The 18,852-nt window shown below is 49.3% G+C and carries 10 protein-coding genes; 6 read left to right on the top strand and 4 right to left on the bottom strand.

Annotated features, from left to right (window positions below; genetic code table 11):
- Positions 1-183 precede the first annotated feature (183 nt).
- Positions 184-1,401 (top strand): MFS transporter, encoded by a 1,218-nt coding sequence (locus tag Q4488_RS01060; RefSeq protein ID WP_303578586.1) that lies wholly within the window; start codon positions 184-186, stop codon positions 1,399-1,401.
- 376 nt (positions 1,402-1,777) lie between these two features.
- On the opposite strand, the gene Q4488_RS01055 is transcribed toward Q4488_RS01060, so the two are convergent.
- From Q4488_RS01055 to Q4488_RS01045, 3 genes are all read right to left on the bottom strand, one after another.
- Positions 1,778-3,589: an HD domain-containing phosphohydrolase gene (locus Q4488_RS01055; RefSeq protein ID WP_303578585.1), complete on the bottom strand. Its 1,812-nt coding sequence runs from the start codon at positions 3,587-3,589 to the stop codon at positions 1,778-1,780.
- Between the two features lie 278 nt (positions 3,590-3,867).
- Entirely contained in the window at positions 3,868-4,785 is a 918-nt protein-coding gene (locus Q4488_RS01050) for a DNA-binding response regulator (protein ID WP_303578662.1), read from the bottom strand.
- A gap of 44 nt (positions 4,786-4,829) precedes the next feature.
- Positions 4,830-8,303 (bottom strand): ATP-binding protein, encoded by a 3,474-nt coding sequence (locus tag Q4488_RS01045; protein ID WP_303578584.1) that lies wholly within the window; start codon positions 8,301-8,303, stop codon positions 4,830-4,832.
- A 617-nt stretch (positions 8,304-8,920) separates the two neighbouring features.
- Here Q4488_RS01045 and Q4488_RS01040 point away from each other — a divergent pair.
- Together Q4488_RS01040 and Q4488_RS01035 are read left to right on the top strand one after the other, a co-directional pair.
- Entirely contained in the window at positions 8,921-10,159 is a 1,239-nt protein-coding gene (locus Q4488_RS01040; protein ID WP_303578583.1) for a DUF711 family protein, read from the top strand.
- Positions 10,160-10,794: 635 nt separating this feature from the next.
- The gene (locus Q4488_RS01035; protein ID WP_303578582.1) at positions 10,795-11,925 is read left to right on the top strand and encodes an aminomethyltransferase family protein; all 1,131 of its coding nucleotides are present in this window, start codon (positions 10,795-10,797) and stop codon (positions 11,923-11,925) included.
- 764 nt (positions 11,926-12,689) lie between these two features.
- Here Q4488_RS01035 and Q4488_RS01030 read toward each other — a convergent pair.
- Positions 12,690-13,763, bottom strand: coding sequence for a substrate-binding domain-containing protein (locus Q4488_RS01030; protein WP_303578581.1), 1,074 nt, complete (start codon positions 13,761-13,763; stop codon positions 12,690-12,692).
- Between the two features lie 137 nt (positions 13,764-13,900).
- Between Q4488_RS01030 and Q4488_RS01025 the strand changes: the two genes are divergently transcribed.
- The 3 genes from Q4488_RS01025 to fdhF are packed head-to-tail and all read left to right on the top strand — an operon-like array spanning position 13,901 to position 18,851.
- Positions 13,901-14,392, top strand: a complete 492-nt coding sequence (locus tag Q4488_RS01025) for a formate dehydrogenase subunit gamma (RefSeq protein WP_303578661.1) — start codon at positions 13,901-13,903, stop codon at positions 14,390-14,392.
- Positions 14,392-15,966, top strand: coding sequence for an NADH-quinone oxidoreductase subunit NuoF (locus tag Q4488_RS01020; RefSeq protein WP_303578580.1), 1,575 nt, complete (start codon positions 14,392-14,394; stop codon positions 15,964-15,966). Before Q4488_RS01025 ends, Q4488_RS01020 begins: the two co-directional genes overlap by 1 nt.
- Complete coding sequence (gene fdhF, locus Q4488_RS01015; RefSeq protein WP_303578579.1) at positions 15,963-18,851, top strand: formate dehydrogenase subunit alpha; 2,889 nt, start codon at positions 15,963-15,965, stop codon at positions 18,849-18,851. The genes Q4488_RS01020 and fdhF overlap by 4 nt, the downstream gene beginning before the upstream one ends.
- Position 18,852 lies beyond the last annotated feature (1 nt).

Genomic DNA, 18,852 nt, shown 5'->3' with positions numbered 1-18,852 from the left:
TACCGGCGGATGTTATTAGGCCAGCGTTACTAACAGACGCCCCCTAGGCCGCGTTCCAATAACGCCACCTTGTTGGCCAGCGTTACACCAATCCCATAATTAAAACACCGATAACTTTTAGCCGCCGGTTCACGCTCTCGTGTTACCGGCGCTACTGTTATAGCGGATTAAACGGAATCACCCATGAACGACACGATCCCAGCGCAAAACGCCCCACAACTTAGCAAAGGCGCGCTATTGATGATCGAAATTGCCCTCGCTATTGGCGGTTTTGGCATTGGCACCGGTGAGTTTGCCGCGATGGGCTTAATGCCCAGTATTGCCGGCAACTTGGGCGTATCCGAGCCACAAGTAGGCCACGTTATCAGCGCCTATGCACTGGGGGTGGTGGTGGGTGCGCCGCTGCTCGCCATCGCCGGCGCGCGTTTGTTTCATCGCCATTTATTGTTATTACTGATGAGCTTTTACGCACTGGCCAATATCGCCAGCGCGCTCGCCCCTAGTTACCAAAGCTTAGTGGCCATGCGCTTTGTGGCCGGCCTGCCGCACGGCACCTACTTTGGTGTAGCAGCGCTGGTAGTGGCCAGTCTAGTGCCGCCCAATCAGCGAGGTAAAGCCGTCAGCCGAATGATGATCGGCCTTACGCTCGCCGTATTAATTGGTAACCCTCTGGCCACTTGGCTGGGCCAATCCATGAGCTGGCGCTACGCCTTTGTACTGGTGAGCGGCGTTTCCATACTCACCGTCGTACTTATCAGCCTTTTTGTACCGTTTAACAAACAGCAAATACGCAATAATCCACTGCTTGAGCTTAAAGCCTTTAACCGGCTGCAAGTGTGGCTAGCGCTGTTTATTGGCGCCACCGGTTTTGCTGGTGTGTTTGCCGTATTTAGCTATCTTGCGCCCACAATTTTGCAGGTTACCGGCGAGAACAAAATGTGGATTCCCATCGTTATGGCCGCCTTCGGGTTGGGTGGTTTTTGCGGTAATATCGCCGGTGGCTGGCTGTTTGATAAATACCAATTTAAAGCGGTGGGCGGCGTTTTGCTTTGGAGTATTTTTATTTTATTGCTCTACCCGCAAGCCACCTCCGAATTATGGAGCATCTCTTTGGCGGCCTTTTTGGTGGGTACTATTGTCGCCGTCTCTCCACCGCTGCAAACACACCTTATGGATGCCGCGCCCGGCGCACAAACCCTCGCCGCCGCCTCGCATCACGCCGCCTTTAATACCGCGAATGCCATTGGGCCGCTACTGGGCGGCCTAGCCATTACCGCCGGTTTTGGCTGGAGCTCGACGGGGTATGTGGGGGCAGCAACGACTACGGTGGGCTTAATATTTTTTGTGATTGCCTTGCGCTTGCAGCAATGCAATTTGACTGGCGAGACTGTTACAGGATGAAGCTTATACTCAGGAATACCTAAGTCATTAATCGCTTAGGCGGTCCAATTGCGCGTGACGTCGCTCTTCATGCTTGGCTTGGATGCCCCGAGCGCCTCGGTTTTCGCACAAGCCTGTTAATCCTTTGTGTTTGAATGACTTAACATCGGCTTATCCGTGGCGTGCTGCGTGCGGCGCGTTGCGCAACACTGTCAAGCGAGGCAATGGACTTTCCGAGGCCTCTTGAGAGTGTCTAGCGCCAAGAAACACGCCTCTTCGAGAACCGCTTAGCATTTCAACAAACAGAGCATTAAAGTCGGTGTGTTTTATCCACCCGTACCGCAGGTTTGATTTGAGGCGTAATTGACTTATTCGCACCTCCCTTAGTCTTTTGCCTTTAATCTTTAGTTACATTGTGGAATAAAAGGCTAGCGTCCCCTTTTTCCAACGATTGTAGAAAATTTTGTAAATCGCTAACTGATAAACTTTTTTCGCGAATATCAATATGCTTGATGGTAAAACTGACACCACTGTCTTGCAGCGACTTGAATAAGTCGGCCTCAGGAAAAGGGATATGCTCTTGATGAAGCACAACAAAATCATCCCCAAACAATCTAAATATCAATGCATTCGGAAATTGCGTTACCAGTTCATTCGCAAAATTATAAAGTAAAGTATTTCCCTGACTCCAACCATTATCCGCGTTGTATTTAGTGATATGGTGAAGATACACCCCATAAGCAAAATTATAATTCTTAAACTCAGAATCTTGATGGGAAAGAATAAACTTTAAATAACTACCGTTATAAAGCCCTGTGAGTTGATCTTTATAAAAATAGGCAAAACGCTCTTTTTCAATATTGGTTTTCGGTTTTTGAAACGGGGTTCTTTCAATCGTAATATTTTTTAAAGCATCAAGCGCAAATTTAGCAACCAACGGATGAAATTGAGTGCCGCTCATCGCTTTAATTTCCTTGAGTGCCTCTGGTACGGTTTTACGGCCTTTATAAATACGATCCGTCGTCATGGCATCAAAAGCATCTGCAAGCGACAAAACATAGGCAATTACCGGGATTTCATCACCCTTTAAGCCTTGAGGATAGCCTTTACCATCGTAACGTTCATGATGGTGGCGCACAATTTCAGCCAGCTCAGCAAAAAGATCCGTTGATTTCAAAATATCATAACTGGCAGTAGCATGCTCTTGGATTAAGGAATATTCCAACGGACTTAAACGACCTGGTTTCAATAAAATAGCATCTGGCGTTGAGATTTTTCCTATGTCATGCAACATAGCGGCACGATACAAGACCGACACTTCATTATCACTAAAATGCATCGCCTTAGCGATTACTTGACTGTATTCAGCGACCCTACGCGTGTGTCCTGCGGTATAACTGTCACGTTGCTCAATAATATCAACCAAAGAGTAAATATACTGCTCATACATCGAAAACTTTTGTTTAATGTTAAATTGCAATCGTCTATATCCGAACAAAAGCAGTATCAACCCCAATACCCAAATAACCAATAGTGATCCCAGCAGGTACACGGTTTCTTGCTTAGCCAAAGCGTAGTGTTTTTTCATAGGTATCGATACCGCAACTCCACCACGAATATCACCCACTTTGTATCCCTGATGTCCATGACATTTCAAGCAACTTTTCTTAGTCACCAGCGGGTTCATATATCGTAAAAACTCACCCTTGTCTTTAATTTGTGCAATCTCATAAAATCGTTCACGAGTTTTATCTATCTCATCCAAAGCTTTCGCTTCCCAAACATCAGAAGCATTCTTAGGGTTAAGCAATATTTTACTCGTGATTTTCGCCTTAATGCCATATAACTGTGAATAATCTTGCATCATTTGCGACAAAGAATACGCTGGGTTCATCAGAGTAAAAGGTTTACCATTGATAGTAACATCACGGTTTTTCAGATGACTTAAATAAGGATTAGGCGGAGTTTTTTCAGTCACTGGAACATAAACACCGCCATGAATGGAAACCCAAGTCCGATAGGCCAAGTCCTTTTTTACACTGACTTCAGCTTCATTCAATGCCAATTGCTCTGCTATTTTGAAATACTTCTGTGCGTTAAAGCCCCCCACCGAAACAATAGTAACCGTCCAAGCGAACACTATTAAGATGACAGAAAAAAGAAGCAAATTTTTATGATACTGATGAATCACTTTAAATCCATATTTCATTGAACCTATTTCAGTTTAATCACAATGCATAATGATGTGAAACAAAGCTTGAGGCATAATTGACTTATTCGCACCTTCCTAAGGATACCACAGGGTCAAAGCCCTTTTTGATCCAAGCTCGTTCCGAAACATATTATTACCCAGCGGAACACTGAGTATAAAAATAGTGCGCAGATGCCCAGCATTGGCACGGACAACCGCTGTTTCGAACCTCGATCAAGTCACGCGGTCTGTGACGTTCGGACCTCGGCAATTAAAGTGATGTTCGGATCTCGACTCTACTCATGACTCGCAATCAGTCTTAACGCTACGCCCGCCGCGGCGGTGCGGTTTTCGACGCCGAGCTTGGGAAAGATCTGTTCTAGATGTTTGTTAATGGTACGCGGGCTGATTTCAAGAATTTCGGCGATCTCACGGTTGGTTTTACCGTTCGCTAACCAGAACAGGACTTCGGCTTCCCGTTCAGTCAATTCTAGCTCGAGTTTTAATAACTCGGCTCCGGTTGGCTTTCTACCGTCGATTAACTGCATTAACACTTCACCGCTGCTCTGATAACCAATCAATTTCAGTGTCAGTGGATAATCTAAATCGCGAAGCCGCATCCGGTCTTGCTCGCTCGGATGATGTTCCAACCAGCTACGAATTTGAGGCAATAAACATTCGGCCTGAACCGCCTCAGTCACTTCGGCACGATGCAATAACGCATAGGCTCTGGGGGTCGCCCAACGTATCTGCCCCTCTCCTACCGTCAATAGATGCTGACCGGTGCTATCTAGCGCGCTATGCACACTACTGGTTTGCCGCGCATTATTTAGATGCACGCGAATCCGCGCCAATAACTCATTCGGGTTGATCGGTTTGATAAGGTAATCAACGCCGCCACTGTCGAGGCCACGTACAATGTCATCGGTATCCGTTAAGCCGGTCATAAAGACGACGGGGATAGCGGCCAGATGCGGGTCTGCTTTCAATGCGCGGCAGGTTTCAAAACCGTCCATTACCGGCATCACCGCATCCATTAAGATGATATCTGGCCGAATGCGCTGACAGATGGTCAACGCTTGACGCCCTTCGAGGGCCACCAAGATATCTAATCCCGCGCCTTCGAGGGCATCATTAATTAGACTCAGTGCATTGGGTGAATCATCCACTACTAACACCACATCATTACGCATTGAGGCTTTATCTCCACTCATGTCATTCGGTTGATCACCGATTATTCGGGCCTTATCACTGAGAGTCATCGGCTCTGAGTCTCCAAACAGCTCACCAGCTTATCAAACAGAAAATTATCACTGAGCTGACGTAGATGACTCAAGGTCTCTAACGATAGGATATCCAGCCCTTCTAGCTCGTTCAAACACTGTATCACGCCTTTTCGATAGCCAAGTTCGGCGCAATTTTTCAATTCTAGGATAAGCGGATGATCCGGCTGTCGAATTAGCACTCGATGATCGCGGGCCTCTTGCCCCTGTTCAATCGAGCCGACCGCTTGCGTCGATCCCGTCTCCGCTAATCCTCGGTTCTCCTTGCGCGGCAAGGATTCAGATTCACCTCGATAGATCCATTTTAGCTCCAGCTGTCGTCCCAACGCTTCAAGCAGCTGATGATTGGCTACCGGTTTAACCAGATAATCATCATAGCTATCATGGCCTTCATCGTCGGCCGACAGTTCACGGGCATCCGCCGATAGCATCACAATTTTACCCGGCACTTTACGCTGTCGCAGTAAACTTGCCAACTGTAAGCCCGACATGCCCGGCATCGAAATATCCAGCAAAAATAGATCCGGCTCACTCTGCTGCAATAAGGCTAAACAGGCTTCGGCATCTTGAGCTTCGAGAATACTAAACCCGAGCGGCATGAGAATATCCGCCAAGAGACCGCGCAATACCGGATCATCATCCACTAAACAGAGGGTTTGCTGATAACCCTCATAACCAATAATCCGATGTTCTTGCAGCACCGGTGTCAACGCCTCGCTACTCACCCAAGGCAGCATCATCGACACGCGAAAACAACTGCCCTTACCTGGATGACTCTCTACTTGCAGATCGCCGCCCATAATCTCAGTCAGCAGTTTAACGATGGTCAGCCCCAGCCCAGTGCCCGGTAGGTGTGCGGTATCGCGATTACGAATCCGTTCAAACGGGGCAAAAATCCGCTGCAACTGATATTCATCGATCCCAGGCCCGGTATCGCGAATCGCAAATTCAGCCACCTGATTACGATAACGAATATCGAAATCCACCCGCCCTGTCGGCGTATATTTCACCGCATTCGAGAGTAAATTAATGAGAATCTGCCGCAGCCGTTTCTCATCGGTGACAATGCGCTGCGGCAGTGGCGTGGCGATATGATAGTTAAATTCAATGCCTTTTTGCAGCGCCTGCATACGAAACATCTCTACCAGCTGTTCAATTAACTCCGGCAGGTTAACCTGATTGCGATGCAGATCTAAACGACCGGCTTCAATCTTGGAAATATCCAACAAGCCTTCGATCAAATCGGTTAGATAAAGGCCACTGCGATGAATAATATCCAACCCTCGCTGCTGATCAGCCGACCATTCAGAACGTTCGCGCAATAACTGTGCATAACCCAGAATCGACTGTAAGGGTGTACGCAGCTCATGACTAATACCCGACAAATAACGGCTTTTCGCCGCATTTGCCCGCTCGGCTAACTCTTTAGCCTGCTGCAATTCAAGATCGGTTTGTTCGTGCGCTTCTATCTCTCGGGTGAGTTTCATGGTCTGTCGATTGGATTCCTGCTGCGCCACCAAGCGACTCTCGTGAGTCAGCAAAAACAACCAGGTCACCACCCCTGAGGCGATAAACAGCGTGAAAAATAGCGTCCAAATCGTTTGTAACACTAAGGCTGTTTCCTCTGGGGTGGCTGGCGCTAACTGACGAAAAATGATCGCCAGCAAGGCCGCAAAGATCAGATTGACTACCAGCAACAGCACCACAAACTTAGCCAAACGAGAGCTGACTAATTTCACCGCTCGACGGGGTAAAATGAGATGTAAAAATTCCATCATCTGCCGTGAGAGTCGTGCCTTGGGTTTACAGCTATCTAAGCAGCGCACATCCAACGAACAACACAGTGAACAGATCGGTAGATCATAAGCGGGACAGAAACTCATATCTTCCCGCTCGAAATCATTTTCACAGATACCGCAGGTGACAATAGCCCGATGCCGATCGTCGTTCACCGGCACTAAGCGAATATACTGATTTAAATCTTCGTTCGAACGAGCAATATAGTAACGCCCGCCGGTTAACCAGGCGATTAGCGGCACGCAAATAAAACAACTGAGCAAGCTGACAAAATGGCAGAGATAGCGCGCTTCTTCGCCAAACAATCCCAAGTAACTCAACATCCCCAAGGTCGTCGAGATAATCATCGACCCCATGCCGACCGGATTAATATCGTATAGATGCCCCCGCTTAAATTCGATTTCCGGCGGGCTTAGCCCCAGCGGTTTATTAATCAACAAATCGGCGGATAGCGATGCCAGCCAACTAATCGCGATAATAGCGAAGATACCCAAGATCGCTTCCAGCGCCTGATAGATTCCGAGTTCCATCAAAATCAGGGCGATGGTGACATTAAAGACCAACCAGACCACTCGCCCTGGATGGCTATGCGTCAAACGTGAGAAGAAGTTCGACCACGCAATAGAGCCCGCATAGGCATTGGTGACATTAATTTTCATCTGACACACCACCACCATCAATGCGGCCAACAGCAGGGCGATCTCGGGTGAGCCGGTCATCAACTGAAACACGCGCTGATACATATAGGTAGGATCGGCGGCCTCAACCGCACTGATTCCCTGAGTGATGGCCAAGTAGGCGAGAAAAGATCCCAGCAACATTTTAATAAAGCCGGTAAAGACCCAACCGGGGCCGGCAATAATCAACCAAAACCACCACTGCCGCTTATTCTGTTCGGTTTTCTCCGGCATGAAGCGTAGATAATCCACCTGTTCGCCGATCTGCGCAAACAGGGCAAAAAATACCGACACCGCCGCGCCAAACATGATGAGGTCAAATTCACCACTACCCGAGACAGTCGCACTCGGACTAAACTCCGTCCAGCCCTTTAAGCTATCCGCTTCATACCACAGCGCTACCACCACGGCCGCTAACTGCAACCCTAGCCAAAGGTTTTGTGTGCCCACTTGAAACCGGCTAATCGCCGTAATACCGTGTGTCACAATCGGAATCACCGCCACCGCACACAGCAGATACCCCACCGCTAGCGGAATACCAAATAGCGCTTTAAGCGCCGAAGCGAGAATCGCCGCCTCAATGGCAAAGAAGATGAAGGTAAAGGAGGCATAGATCAGCGACGTCAGCGTCGAGCCAAGATACCCGAAGCCTGCCCCGCGGGTGAGCAGATCGATATCCAAGCCATGTTTAGCCGAATAATAGACAATCGGAAAACCGGTGATAAACAACACCACACATACCGCGATCATTGCCAACACCGTATTGGTGAAGCCATAACTCAGCGTGACTGCGGCGGCTAACCCCTCTAACGCCAAAAATGAGGCCGCGCCCAATGCCGTTTTGCCCACGCGGGAGATACTCATATGCCGCCCTTTACGCGCGGTAAAACGCAACGCGTAATCCTCTAAGGTCTGATCGGCCACCCACTTATTGTAGTGACGCCTAACTTTAAGGATTTTTTGAAACCCGGACATAATCCACCCATCGGTACAAAAGCAACGTACATAACCATGCTGTCAGGCGCTATTATCAACAACAGCATCAAATAGCATTAATATTGCACACATTATGCCAGTAAAGGGAAACAACCGTATCGATATCTATCGGTTAAGAGGCAGGAACATGCAGGCTGACAAAAACCATCATGGCCCCAAGGCAACGTCACTCAGCGTTCAGGTATTTGCAGCGATCATAGCGCCTGCTATGCTGAAGCCAGCTGACGTCGCGATCAATAGCATAGTAAAAGCTGTAGCGAGTAAGCAGTACCGTGAAACCCTGCAAGACAAACACCGTGAAACTAGCACCGTGAAACGTGGCGAGATAAACCCCGGCTCGCGCGCCCCTAAAACAGCGCGACCGACCACCAGCGAAACCGACAGCGAGTGTTCAGCAGGCAAACTAAACCGTGTTCGACTAAGCGCTGTGCTTAAAAGGGTTCACTTGTAAATGACTCTCTTGTCTGCGGTACGCTTGTCAATGCTACTTTTATAAATGATTCTCTAGTTAACAATGCTTTTGTAAACCGTGCTCTTGTAAACCGTGCTTTAGTCAGCGTAAGTGTCAAATAACGAAGATGTTGAGTGATCCATTCATGAGTAATCTATTAGAAAATAAAGCGTTATGTAAAGTGAGAACGGTCACCACCTTTGTCACTTTAAGCCCCCATCAAGCCCTCTGGAAAGAGGAAATCATCGAGGCCTCGGCAGTTTGCGCAACGCTATCCAAACAGCTACAGCAACATGGTTATCATGTGCAATCCAATAGGATTGTCACCAATCCTTTTGGCGAATACTTAAATACAGAAAGCCTTGAGAGTGCTCGCGAAGGGCTGAGATACCTCAGCAACCTACTTAACACATCCGAGATATCAGACATACGGATTCGATTTGCCATTGGCGAAGCAAAAACCGCACATGAGATTTCGCTGATTCCAGCCCTGATTCAAGAATTTGGCGATCTCTGTAATGTGTGTGTCAATGTTGGTTTAGATGAGCACGGCATACTCGATAATAGGTTAATGACTCACGCGGCAGAGGCGGTTAAGAAAATCAGTGAAATAACGCCTAGAGGCGAAGGCAATTTTAATTTCACAGTCAACTTTAACTGCGCCCCATGGATACCCTATTTTCCGGCCAGCTACCATAAAAAAGAGCTCAAAAACTGCTTTGTCATCGGCTTAGAAACACCCGATCTCTTGGTAGCCGTGCTTGAAGAACTCAACCAGCACTCAGCGATACCGCCACACAATGAGCGCTACCATGCCTATTACACGGTAATGAGGGAAGCGCTGCAGCATCATATATCCGCTATCGATACGATTGTTACACACACAGCGCTACCGGCTGACTTTATGTTTGCAGGCTTTGACAGTTCGGCGGCACCTTCCAAAAGCTGCGCCAGCATGACGGCGGTTTATGAACAGATGGGCGTTGACTACTTTGGTGCCTCGGGAACCGTGGAGGCCTCTGCCCTATTAACCCGTGTGTTTAAATCGATACAGGGTGTCCAGCTAACCGGCTTTTCAGGATTAATGCTCGCCTTAACCGAAGATACTGGCCTTGCGGAAGGCACCCTCAAAGATCATTTCGATATTCGTGCACTGCTTACCTACAGTGCGGTCTGTGGCATTGGCCTCGATACCGTGCCAATCCCCGGTGATACCAGCATCAACAAAATCAGCGCCCTCATGCGAGATACCGGTACCATGGCGTTTCGTTTGAATAAGCCGCTTACCGTTCGGCTGTTTCCCGTACCGGGATTGAGTGCTGGTGAGCTAACTCAATTTGAGAGTGATGATCTATGTAATTGTGCCGTGCTGACGGTGCCTTAAGGGCGTGGTGAAGCTCGCGGCCGTCGACGACAAGTCACGCCGCAGATTAAAAACAAGCAAAGATTAGCGGCGCGACGCTTTTATGAGGCTAATTCGCTTAGCCATAGATGCACAAAGAAACATTGAGTCGCACAACCATGGCGCACAATGCACCGGTAACGCCCCTCCATGTAACATAATTGTGCCACGCGAACGGATTCTGCCTCACAATCTTGATCATGAGTCGCAGTAGCGCACACCGAATGCACCGTTAGCGCTATCTAATCAATCCTGAGTCGTCGTTTCATCGCGGGTCATTTGACGTAGGGATGATTAACGCCCACACCCCTCGCCTTCCGCACTAGGACGGGGCATTTAAATGCGTGACTGAAGCCTCTGATATCAAGGTATTTCAGGCTTCTAGGCGGCTTGTAAGTATCCCTCTTGAGGATAACGGTGCCGCCATCAACGTGCATGACACAGACATTATGCTAACAACAACGACAACCCGATAACCTCGAGCGCGCTTCAGTATTTTCCTCATTCAAGGTCATTTTTTCAATCACAGCTAGGGTGTGGCATATTAATTGCTTTTCCTAGCAGGAAATATTATTTCCTACTGGTTTTTTTATTCATCGACATAAAGGAAACGCAACATGGCAAATTCGTGGCGTCATTCTGCGCTAGCAGAGAAGCATCGAGCACTGGGTTCAAAATTGGAAGATTGGAACGGTATGGGTACTCCTTGGAGCTACGATAGCGACTTATCGCTAGCTCATGAAGCTATTCGTACCAAAGCGGGTCTGATGGACGTATCCGGCCTAAAGAAAGTACACTTCGTTGGTCCTCATGCAGAAAGCTTGCTTGAATATGCTTGCAGCCGCGATATTTCAAAACTGTATCCAGGTAAATCTGTCTATGCGACGATTCTGAACGAGTCTGGCAAATTTGTAGATGACTGCGTCGTTTACCGCATGGGGCCAAACACCTTCATGGTGGTATTTGGCGCGGGTAATGGTTATGAAATGCTGGTTCGCGCCGCTCAAGGCCGTCAAGTCACCGTGCTGTTTGATGACGATCTACACGATCTCTCGCTACAAGGCCCAATCTCTGTCGATTTTCTGGCTGAACATGTTCCAGGGATTCGCGATCTGCCTTATTTCCACCATATGCAGACCCGCCTGTTCGGTCTACCGGTGATGATCTCTCGTACTGGTTATACCGGCGAACGCGGCTATGAAATCTTCTGTAAAGCCGCCGATGCGCCTGCTATCTGGGACACCATTCTGGAACTGGGTGAATCACAAGGGATTATTCCTTGTGCCTTTACAGCCTTGGATATGCTGCGTGTTGAAAGCTACCTGCTGTTCTTCCCATATGATAACTCTGAGATGTATCCGTTTGCTGATGAAGCGGCAGGCGACACCTTATGGGAACTCGGCCTCGACTTTACCGTGTCTAAAGATAAGACCGACTTCCGCGGTGCCAATGAACACTTTAGATTAAAAGGCCAAGAACGCTTCAAGATTTTTGGTGCGTTGCTAGAAGGCAATCAAGCAGCTCAAGAAGGCGATACCTTATGGGCTGATGGCAAGCAAGTAGGCGTGATTACCTGCGCTATGTATTCACGCTTGACTGAAAAGTCTATGGCGTTAGTACGCTTTGATACCGACTATGCGGTACAAGGTAAACCACTGGAAGTGAAAGGCAGCCTGAATGTTTCAGCTATTGCTCACTCATTGCCATTTGATGATCCAGAGAAGAAAAAACGTACCGCTAAGGGTTGAGTCAATCAACCGTCGTTTAACGGCGTAAGCTAGGTAAGCTAGGCTGCGGTGATGCTTCACGGCACCTAGCCTGCTGATATTATCATCACCTCCTGTTGATTGAGGGTTGGATGGCATATCGGTGCGGTTCATGTTTCACCACACCCTACACAAATGCGGTGCTAAGGAATAATCTGTAGGAGCCGTGTTGGCATGCCCCTTGGGTACCTCACGGCGATGGGGGTCACCTTTTGCCGATATTGGGTTATCGGCACGGGGGCGTGCCTCGCTACAAAGATATTGCACACCGATGGCTTTGGCACCGCCGGTGTGGTTCATGTTTCACCACCCTACGCAAATACGGTGCTAAGGAATAATCTGTAGAAGCCGTGCTGGCATGCCCCTTGGGTACCTCACGGCGATGGGGTTCACCTTTTGCCGATATTGGGTTATCGGCACGGGGGCGTGCCTCGCTACAAAGATATTGCACGCCGATGGCTTTGGCACCGCCGGTGCGGTTCATGCTTCACCACACCCTACACAAATGCAATGCTAAGAAATAATCTGTAGGAGCCGTGTTGGCATGCCCCTTGGGTACCTCACGGCGATGGGGTTCACCTTTTGCCGATATTGGGTTATCGGCACGGGGGCGTGCCTCGCCACAAAGATATGGTGCGGTTTATGCTTCACCACCCTACGAATCACCCACTGTAGGATGTGGTGAGCTTGCGAACTGCACCGATATTGTTACACATGATGTGCTGCTGACAACCCAACAATAACGTTTACCCGGTAAAAACTGTATCGATCGAGACGACCTCACCGCAATTATCGGGTGAATAACCTGGCAGTTGCAGTACTGCGGTTTGAAAAGCGCTGCTACGAATACTGGCCAACAACCGCAGCATCGCTTCCTGTTTGAGGGTTTTATGATGGCAGACAAACAGATAGTACTCTGAAGATAACGGTATAAAATCAAGCCCGAACTGACTCGCTGCGGCTTTAACGCCCATGCCTACATCGGCCATACCCGCGCCGACAAAAGCAGCCACCGCCGAATGCGTAAACTCTTCATCGGTGTATCCTTTGATGTGCTTACTGTTAATTCCTTCGCGAATCAATAATTCATCGAGTAATGCCCGCGTACCGGAGTCTTTCTGACGATTAATAAACGTGACGTCTTCGCGCACAAGATCTTGTAGACCGGTCAGCTGTTTTGGATTACCCGGTTTGACCATCAAGCCCTGCTGACGCGTGATAAATTTAATGATCTTATGCACCCGTGGTTTGAGGTGACGACTATAGGTTTCATATAACGTATCACTCATACCGCCCGCGCGGCCATTGGCTGGCACATGAAACCCTGCCACATCACAGCCGCCTCGGTTAAGCGATGCTAGGGTGGCTTCGGCACTTTTATACTGCAAATCCAGTTGAATATCACCGCTAAAATTCGGCAATAATGCCACCGCATAACCATAACTGGCGTGCAATCGTAATAACGGATTGACCCCTTCGAGGGCACGATGAATTTCAAGATTCAACTCTGAAGCGAGACTATCTAGCTGAGGCTCAAGCCGCGCCAGTACTCGCTGTTCAGCCCATAACAGCTTTTCACCCAAGGCCGATAACGTTGCACCTTTACCCTTTTGCATATCGACTAACGGTAGACCAAAAAACGCAGCCCAGGTATTCAGCAGATTCCAGCCATGCCGATAGGAGATGCCAATTTTTTTAGTCGCTTCGGTTAACTTACCCGTGTCATGAATCGCCGCCAGTAATGAAAATAACTGAGGATTCAACTGGTTACCGCCAGCGTCTCGGAATGACCAATGAGGAACAACCTGAATTCGCTTCATATGCACAATATTTCATATTTCGTAGAGGACCAACTAATGCTACTTTAAACGCTAGCATAAAGCACATAAATTGAGTTTTAAGACACCAGAATAACAACATATGAACTTTACTTCATATGACATATGAGAATGAAAAAATGACCGCAGCCAAAGAGCAGTTATTACCGGTAGTGAGCGATGTCATTGCCGATCTGAATCATAAACCGGGCGCTTTGCTGCCGATCCTTCATGAGATCCAAAATCGCCTCGGTTATATCCCGCCTGAATCCGTGCCACTGATTGCTGAATCACTGAATCAATCTCGTGCGGATATCCACGGTGTGATCAGTTTTTATCATCAGTTTCGCAGCACCGCACCGGGTAAGCATACGGTTGAGGTATGCCGTGCCGAAGCCTGTCAAGCGATGGGCTCACGTCAACTAGAAGCCCACGCTAAAGCCACACTGGGTGTGGATTATCATGGCACCACCAGTGATAACAATATCACCCTCGAAGAGGTTTATTGCCTTGGCAACTGTGCCTGCTCCCCTTCCGTGCGCATTAACGATGAGATCGTTGGCCGAGTAACGCCAGATAAATTCGATCAGCTCATTGACGGGCTGCGCTCACAAACATTGGAGGTGCTCTAATGTCTTCGCCTGTAACTATTTATATTCCTCGTGATACCACCGCGCTAGCGATGGGCGCTGAACGCCTTGCTGAAGAGATCGCCGCCGAAGCGGCTAAACGTGGCGAAAGTGTTGAAATTATCCGTAACGGTTCCCGTGGTTTGTTCTGGCTAGAGCCGCTCATAGAAGTCGATACCCTCGATGGACGTATGGCTTATGGCCCTGTAGATAGTCAAGCGATCGATAGCCTATTTGATCAAGGCTTCCTGCAGGGTGACACTCGTCATCCACTCTGTCAGGGATTAACCGAAGCGATCCCTTATCTGAAGAAACAACAACGGCTAACCTTCGCTCGCGCCGGCATTACCGATCCGGTGTCACTCGCCGATTATCAACAGCTCGATGGCTTCAATGGCCTTAAAAAAGCATTACAGTTAGATGGCCAGCAAATTGTCGATGAAGTCAAAGCCTCTGGCTTACGCGGTCGTGGCGGCGCGGCTTTCCCCACTGGAATTAAATGGCAAACCGTACTAGATGCGGTTTCACCGAAAAACCAGAAGTATATTGTCTGTAATGCCGATGAGGGCGATTCCGGTACGTTTGCCGATCGCATGGTCATGGAAGCCGATCCTTTTATGCTGATCGAAGGCATGACCATTGCTGGCCTTGCCGTGGGGGCTGATCAAGGCTATATCTATCTACGTTCTGAATACCCCGTTGCCTATCAAATTCTTAACGAAGCGATTGCCAACGCCGAAGCGGCGGGCTTTCTCGGCGACAATATTCTTAATAGCGGCAAAAACTTCCATCTTGAAGTACGCCTCGGCGCCAAAGCCTATATCTGTGGCGAAGAAACATCGCTATTAGAAAGCCTCGAAGGCAAGCGTGGCATGGTGCGAGCAAAACCACCACTGCCGGCAATTGTCGGTCTTTTTGGTCAACCCACCATTGTTAATAATGTGCTCTCACTGGCGGCCGTGCCTTATATCTTATCGCAAGGCGGTCAGGCGTATGCGGATTATGGTATGGGTCGCTCACTGGGCACGCTACCCTTTCAACTGGCCGGTAATATTAAACGCGGCGGTCTTATTGAGCTCGCCTTCGGCGTGACCCTGCGTGAACTGTTAGAAGAGTATGGCGGTGGCACCTTTAGCGGCCGACCGATGCGGGCGGTACAGGTCGGTGGACCTTTATGTGCCTACTTACCGGAAAGTCAGTGGGACACGCCGATGGATTATGAATCCTTTCAAGCGATCGGTGCGGCACTGGGTCACGGCGGTATTGTGGTGTTTGACGATACCGTGGATATGTCCGCTCAGGCACGCTTTTCCATGGAGTTCTGCGTGGCAGAGTCCTGTGGTAAATGTACCCCTTGCCGTATCGGTTCAACCCGTGGCGTTGAAGTGATCGACCGTATTCGTAACGATGAAAACCGTGCAGCCAATATGGAACTGCTCGATGATCTATGCGATACCATGATCTATGGTTCATTGTGCGCGATGGGTGGCATGACGCCATTCCCCGTACAAAGTGCCGTGAAGCATTTTCCAGAAGATTTCCAGCAACCTGCACACAATAATGGGGCTCGGTCATGATTCAGATTTTTGATCCCAAAGTCGATTACAACAAAGATTATGGCACCCCTGCGAGTGTTTCCGAAAATCTCATTACCTTAGAGATCGATGGTCAATCGATTACCGTTACCGAAGGCACCTCGGTGATGCGCGCAGCAGCGCAAGCGGATATCAATATCCCTAAACTCTGCGCCACCGATAACTTAGAGGCGTTTGGTTCGTGTCGTATCTGTGCCGTTGAGATCGAAGGCCGTCGCGGTACACCGGCGTCATGCACCACCCCTGCGGAAGCGGGCATGAAAGTTACCACGCAGAATCAACGACTGGGTAAACTGCGCCGCAACATTATGGAGCTGTATATCTCCGATCACCCGCTGGATTGCCTAACCTGTCCTGCCAATGGTAACTGCGAACTGCAAGATGTGGCCGGTGAAGTGGGTTTGCGTGACGTCCGCTATGGTTTTAGTGGTGAAAACCATCTACAGGCCGAAAAAGATCACTCCAACCCTTATTTCAGTTTCGATCCGAGCAAATGTATCGTCTGCTCTCGCTGTGTGCGCGCCTGTAGTGAAGTACAAGGCACCTTCGCCTTGACTATCGATGGTCGCGGCTTTGATTCCAAAGTCTCGCCGGGACAAAATCAAGATTTCCTCGATTCTGAATGTGTCTCGTGTGGTGCCTGCGTTCAAGCCTGCCCTACCTCAACCTTGATGGAAAAATCTGTCATCGAAGTGGGTCAGCCAGAACACAGCGTCGTCACCACCTGTGCCTACTGCGGCGTGGGTTGTCAGTTTAAAGCGGAGATGAAAGGTGCTGAAGTGATTCGCATGGTGCCTTATAAAGGCGGTCAGGCTAACCACGGTCACTCCTGTGTGAAAGGCCGTTTTGCGTTTGGTTATGCGACGCATGAAGACCGTATCACCAAGCCGATGATCCGTGATTCTATTGATGAGCCATGGCAGGAAGTGAGCTGGGACGAAGCGCTGAACTTTGCCGCCACCAAGTTGCGCGGCATTCAGGAAAAGTATGGCCGCGAAAGTATCGGCGGTATTACCTCATCCCGCTGTACTAACGAAGAAACTTATCTAGTACAAAAATTGATTCGCGCCGCCTTCGGTAACAACAACACCGATACCTGTGCACGAGTCTGTCATTCACCGACCGGTTACGGCCTAAAAGCCACGCTGGGTGAATCCGCTGGGACACAAACCTTCGATTCCGTCATGCATGCCGATGCCATCATGGTGATCGGTGCCAACCCGACCGATGCTCATCCGGTATTTGGTTCGCTACTGAAGAAACGTTTGCGTCAGGGCGCCAAGCTGATTGTTGCCGATCCACGCCGTATCGATCTGGTGAAAACACCGCATGTCGAAACCCATCACCATCTAACCCTGCGTCCCGGTAGTAACGTTGCCTTTGTAAACGCCATGGCCCACGTCATTATGACCGAAGGTTTAGAAAACAGGGACTTTATCGCTGAACGCTGTCAAACCGAGGCGTTTAACGCGTGGCGTCACTTTATCCTTGAAGAACGCCATTCACCGGAAAACACCGAATCCATTACCGGCATTCCAGCCGCAGAGTTACGCAGTGCCGCGCGCATCTATGCCAATGCGAAAAATGCCGCCATCTATTATGGACTAGGGGTTACTGAACACAGTCAAGGCTCGAGTATGGTCATGGGTATCGCTAACCTCGCACTGGCGACCGGGAATATCGGCCGTGAAGGTGTGGGTGTGAATCCACTGCGGGGCCAAAACAATGTTCAGGGCTCTTGCGATATGGGGTCTTTCCCTCACGAACTGCCCGGTTATCAGCATGTTTCGGATGATGCAGTACGAGCGCGGTTTGAATCGGTGTGGGGTGTCGAACTCGACAATGAGCCGGGCCTGCGTATCCCGAATATGTTTGATGCCGCGATGGATGGCACCTATAAGGGGATGTACTGTCAAGGCGAAGATATCGCGCAATCCGATCCCAACACCAACCATGTGCATGCTGCCATGCGCGCCTTGGAATGTCTGGTGGTACAGGATATTTTCCTCAACGAAACGGCCAAGTTTGCTCACGTCTTCCTGCCGGGCTCCTCTTTCCTCGAGAAAGATGGCACCTTCACCAATGCTGAACGACGTATCAACCGCGTGCGTAAAGTGATGCCGCCGCTGGCAGGTAAGCAGGATTGGGAAGTTACTCAGGCGCTATCCAATGCCCTCGGTTATCCGATGAATTATAACCATCCATCGGAAATCATGGATGAGATCGCGCAGCTAACACCGACCTTTAGCAATGTTAGCTATGAGAAGTTGGAAGAGATGGGCAGCCTGCAGTGGCCTTGTAATAACGACACTCCCGAGGGCACGCCGATCATGCACTTGGATAGCTTCCCGATTGGTAAAGGCCACTTCGCTATTACCGAGTATGTGGCGACCGAAGAACGTTCTACGCGTAAATACCCATTATTGCTAACCACCGGTCGTACGCTGTCACAATACAATGTTGGCGCGCAAACTCGACGCACGGACAATCAGGTTTGGCATGATGACGATGTGTTAGAACTGCATCCTCAAGATGCGGAAGATCGTGGCATTAAAGATAATGATTGGGTCGGGCTCACCAGCCGTTCCGGCGAAACGGTCATGTTGGCGAAAATCTCTGATCGAATGCAACCCGGTGTGGTGTATACCACCTTTCATCACCCTCATAGTGGCGCTAATGTTGTGACGACGGATAACTCAGATTGGGCGACCAACTGTCCCGAGTATAAAGTCACGGCGATTCAGGTGATCAAAGTCAATCAGCCTTCTGAATGGCAACAGCGTTATCATGAGTTCCATCAGGAACAGATTGGTCACCTGGATTCCGCCCGTCGAGATAAAAGTGCGGAATCCGCCGCCGGAGAGTGAC

The sequence above is a fragment of the Amphritea sp. 1_MG-2023 genome, assembly GCF_030547545.1.
Classification (GTDB): Bacteria; Pseudomonadota; Gammaproteobacteria; order Pseudomonadales; family Balneatricaceae; genus Amphritea.
The sequence above is the reverse complement of the archived record's forward strand: the minus strand, read 5'-3'. Positions and strand labels throughout refer to the sequence as shown.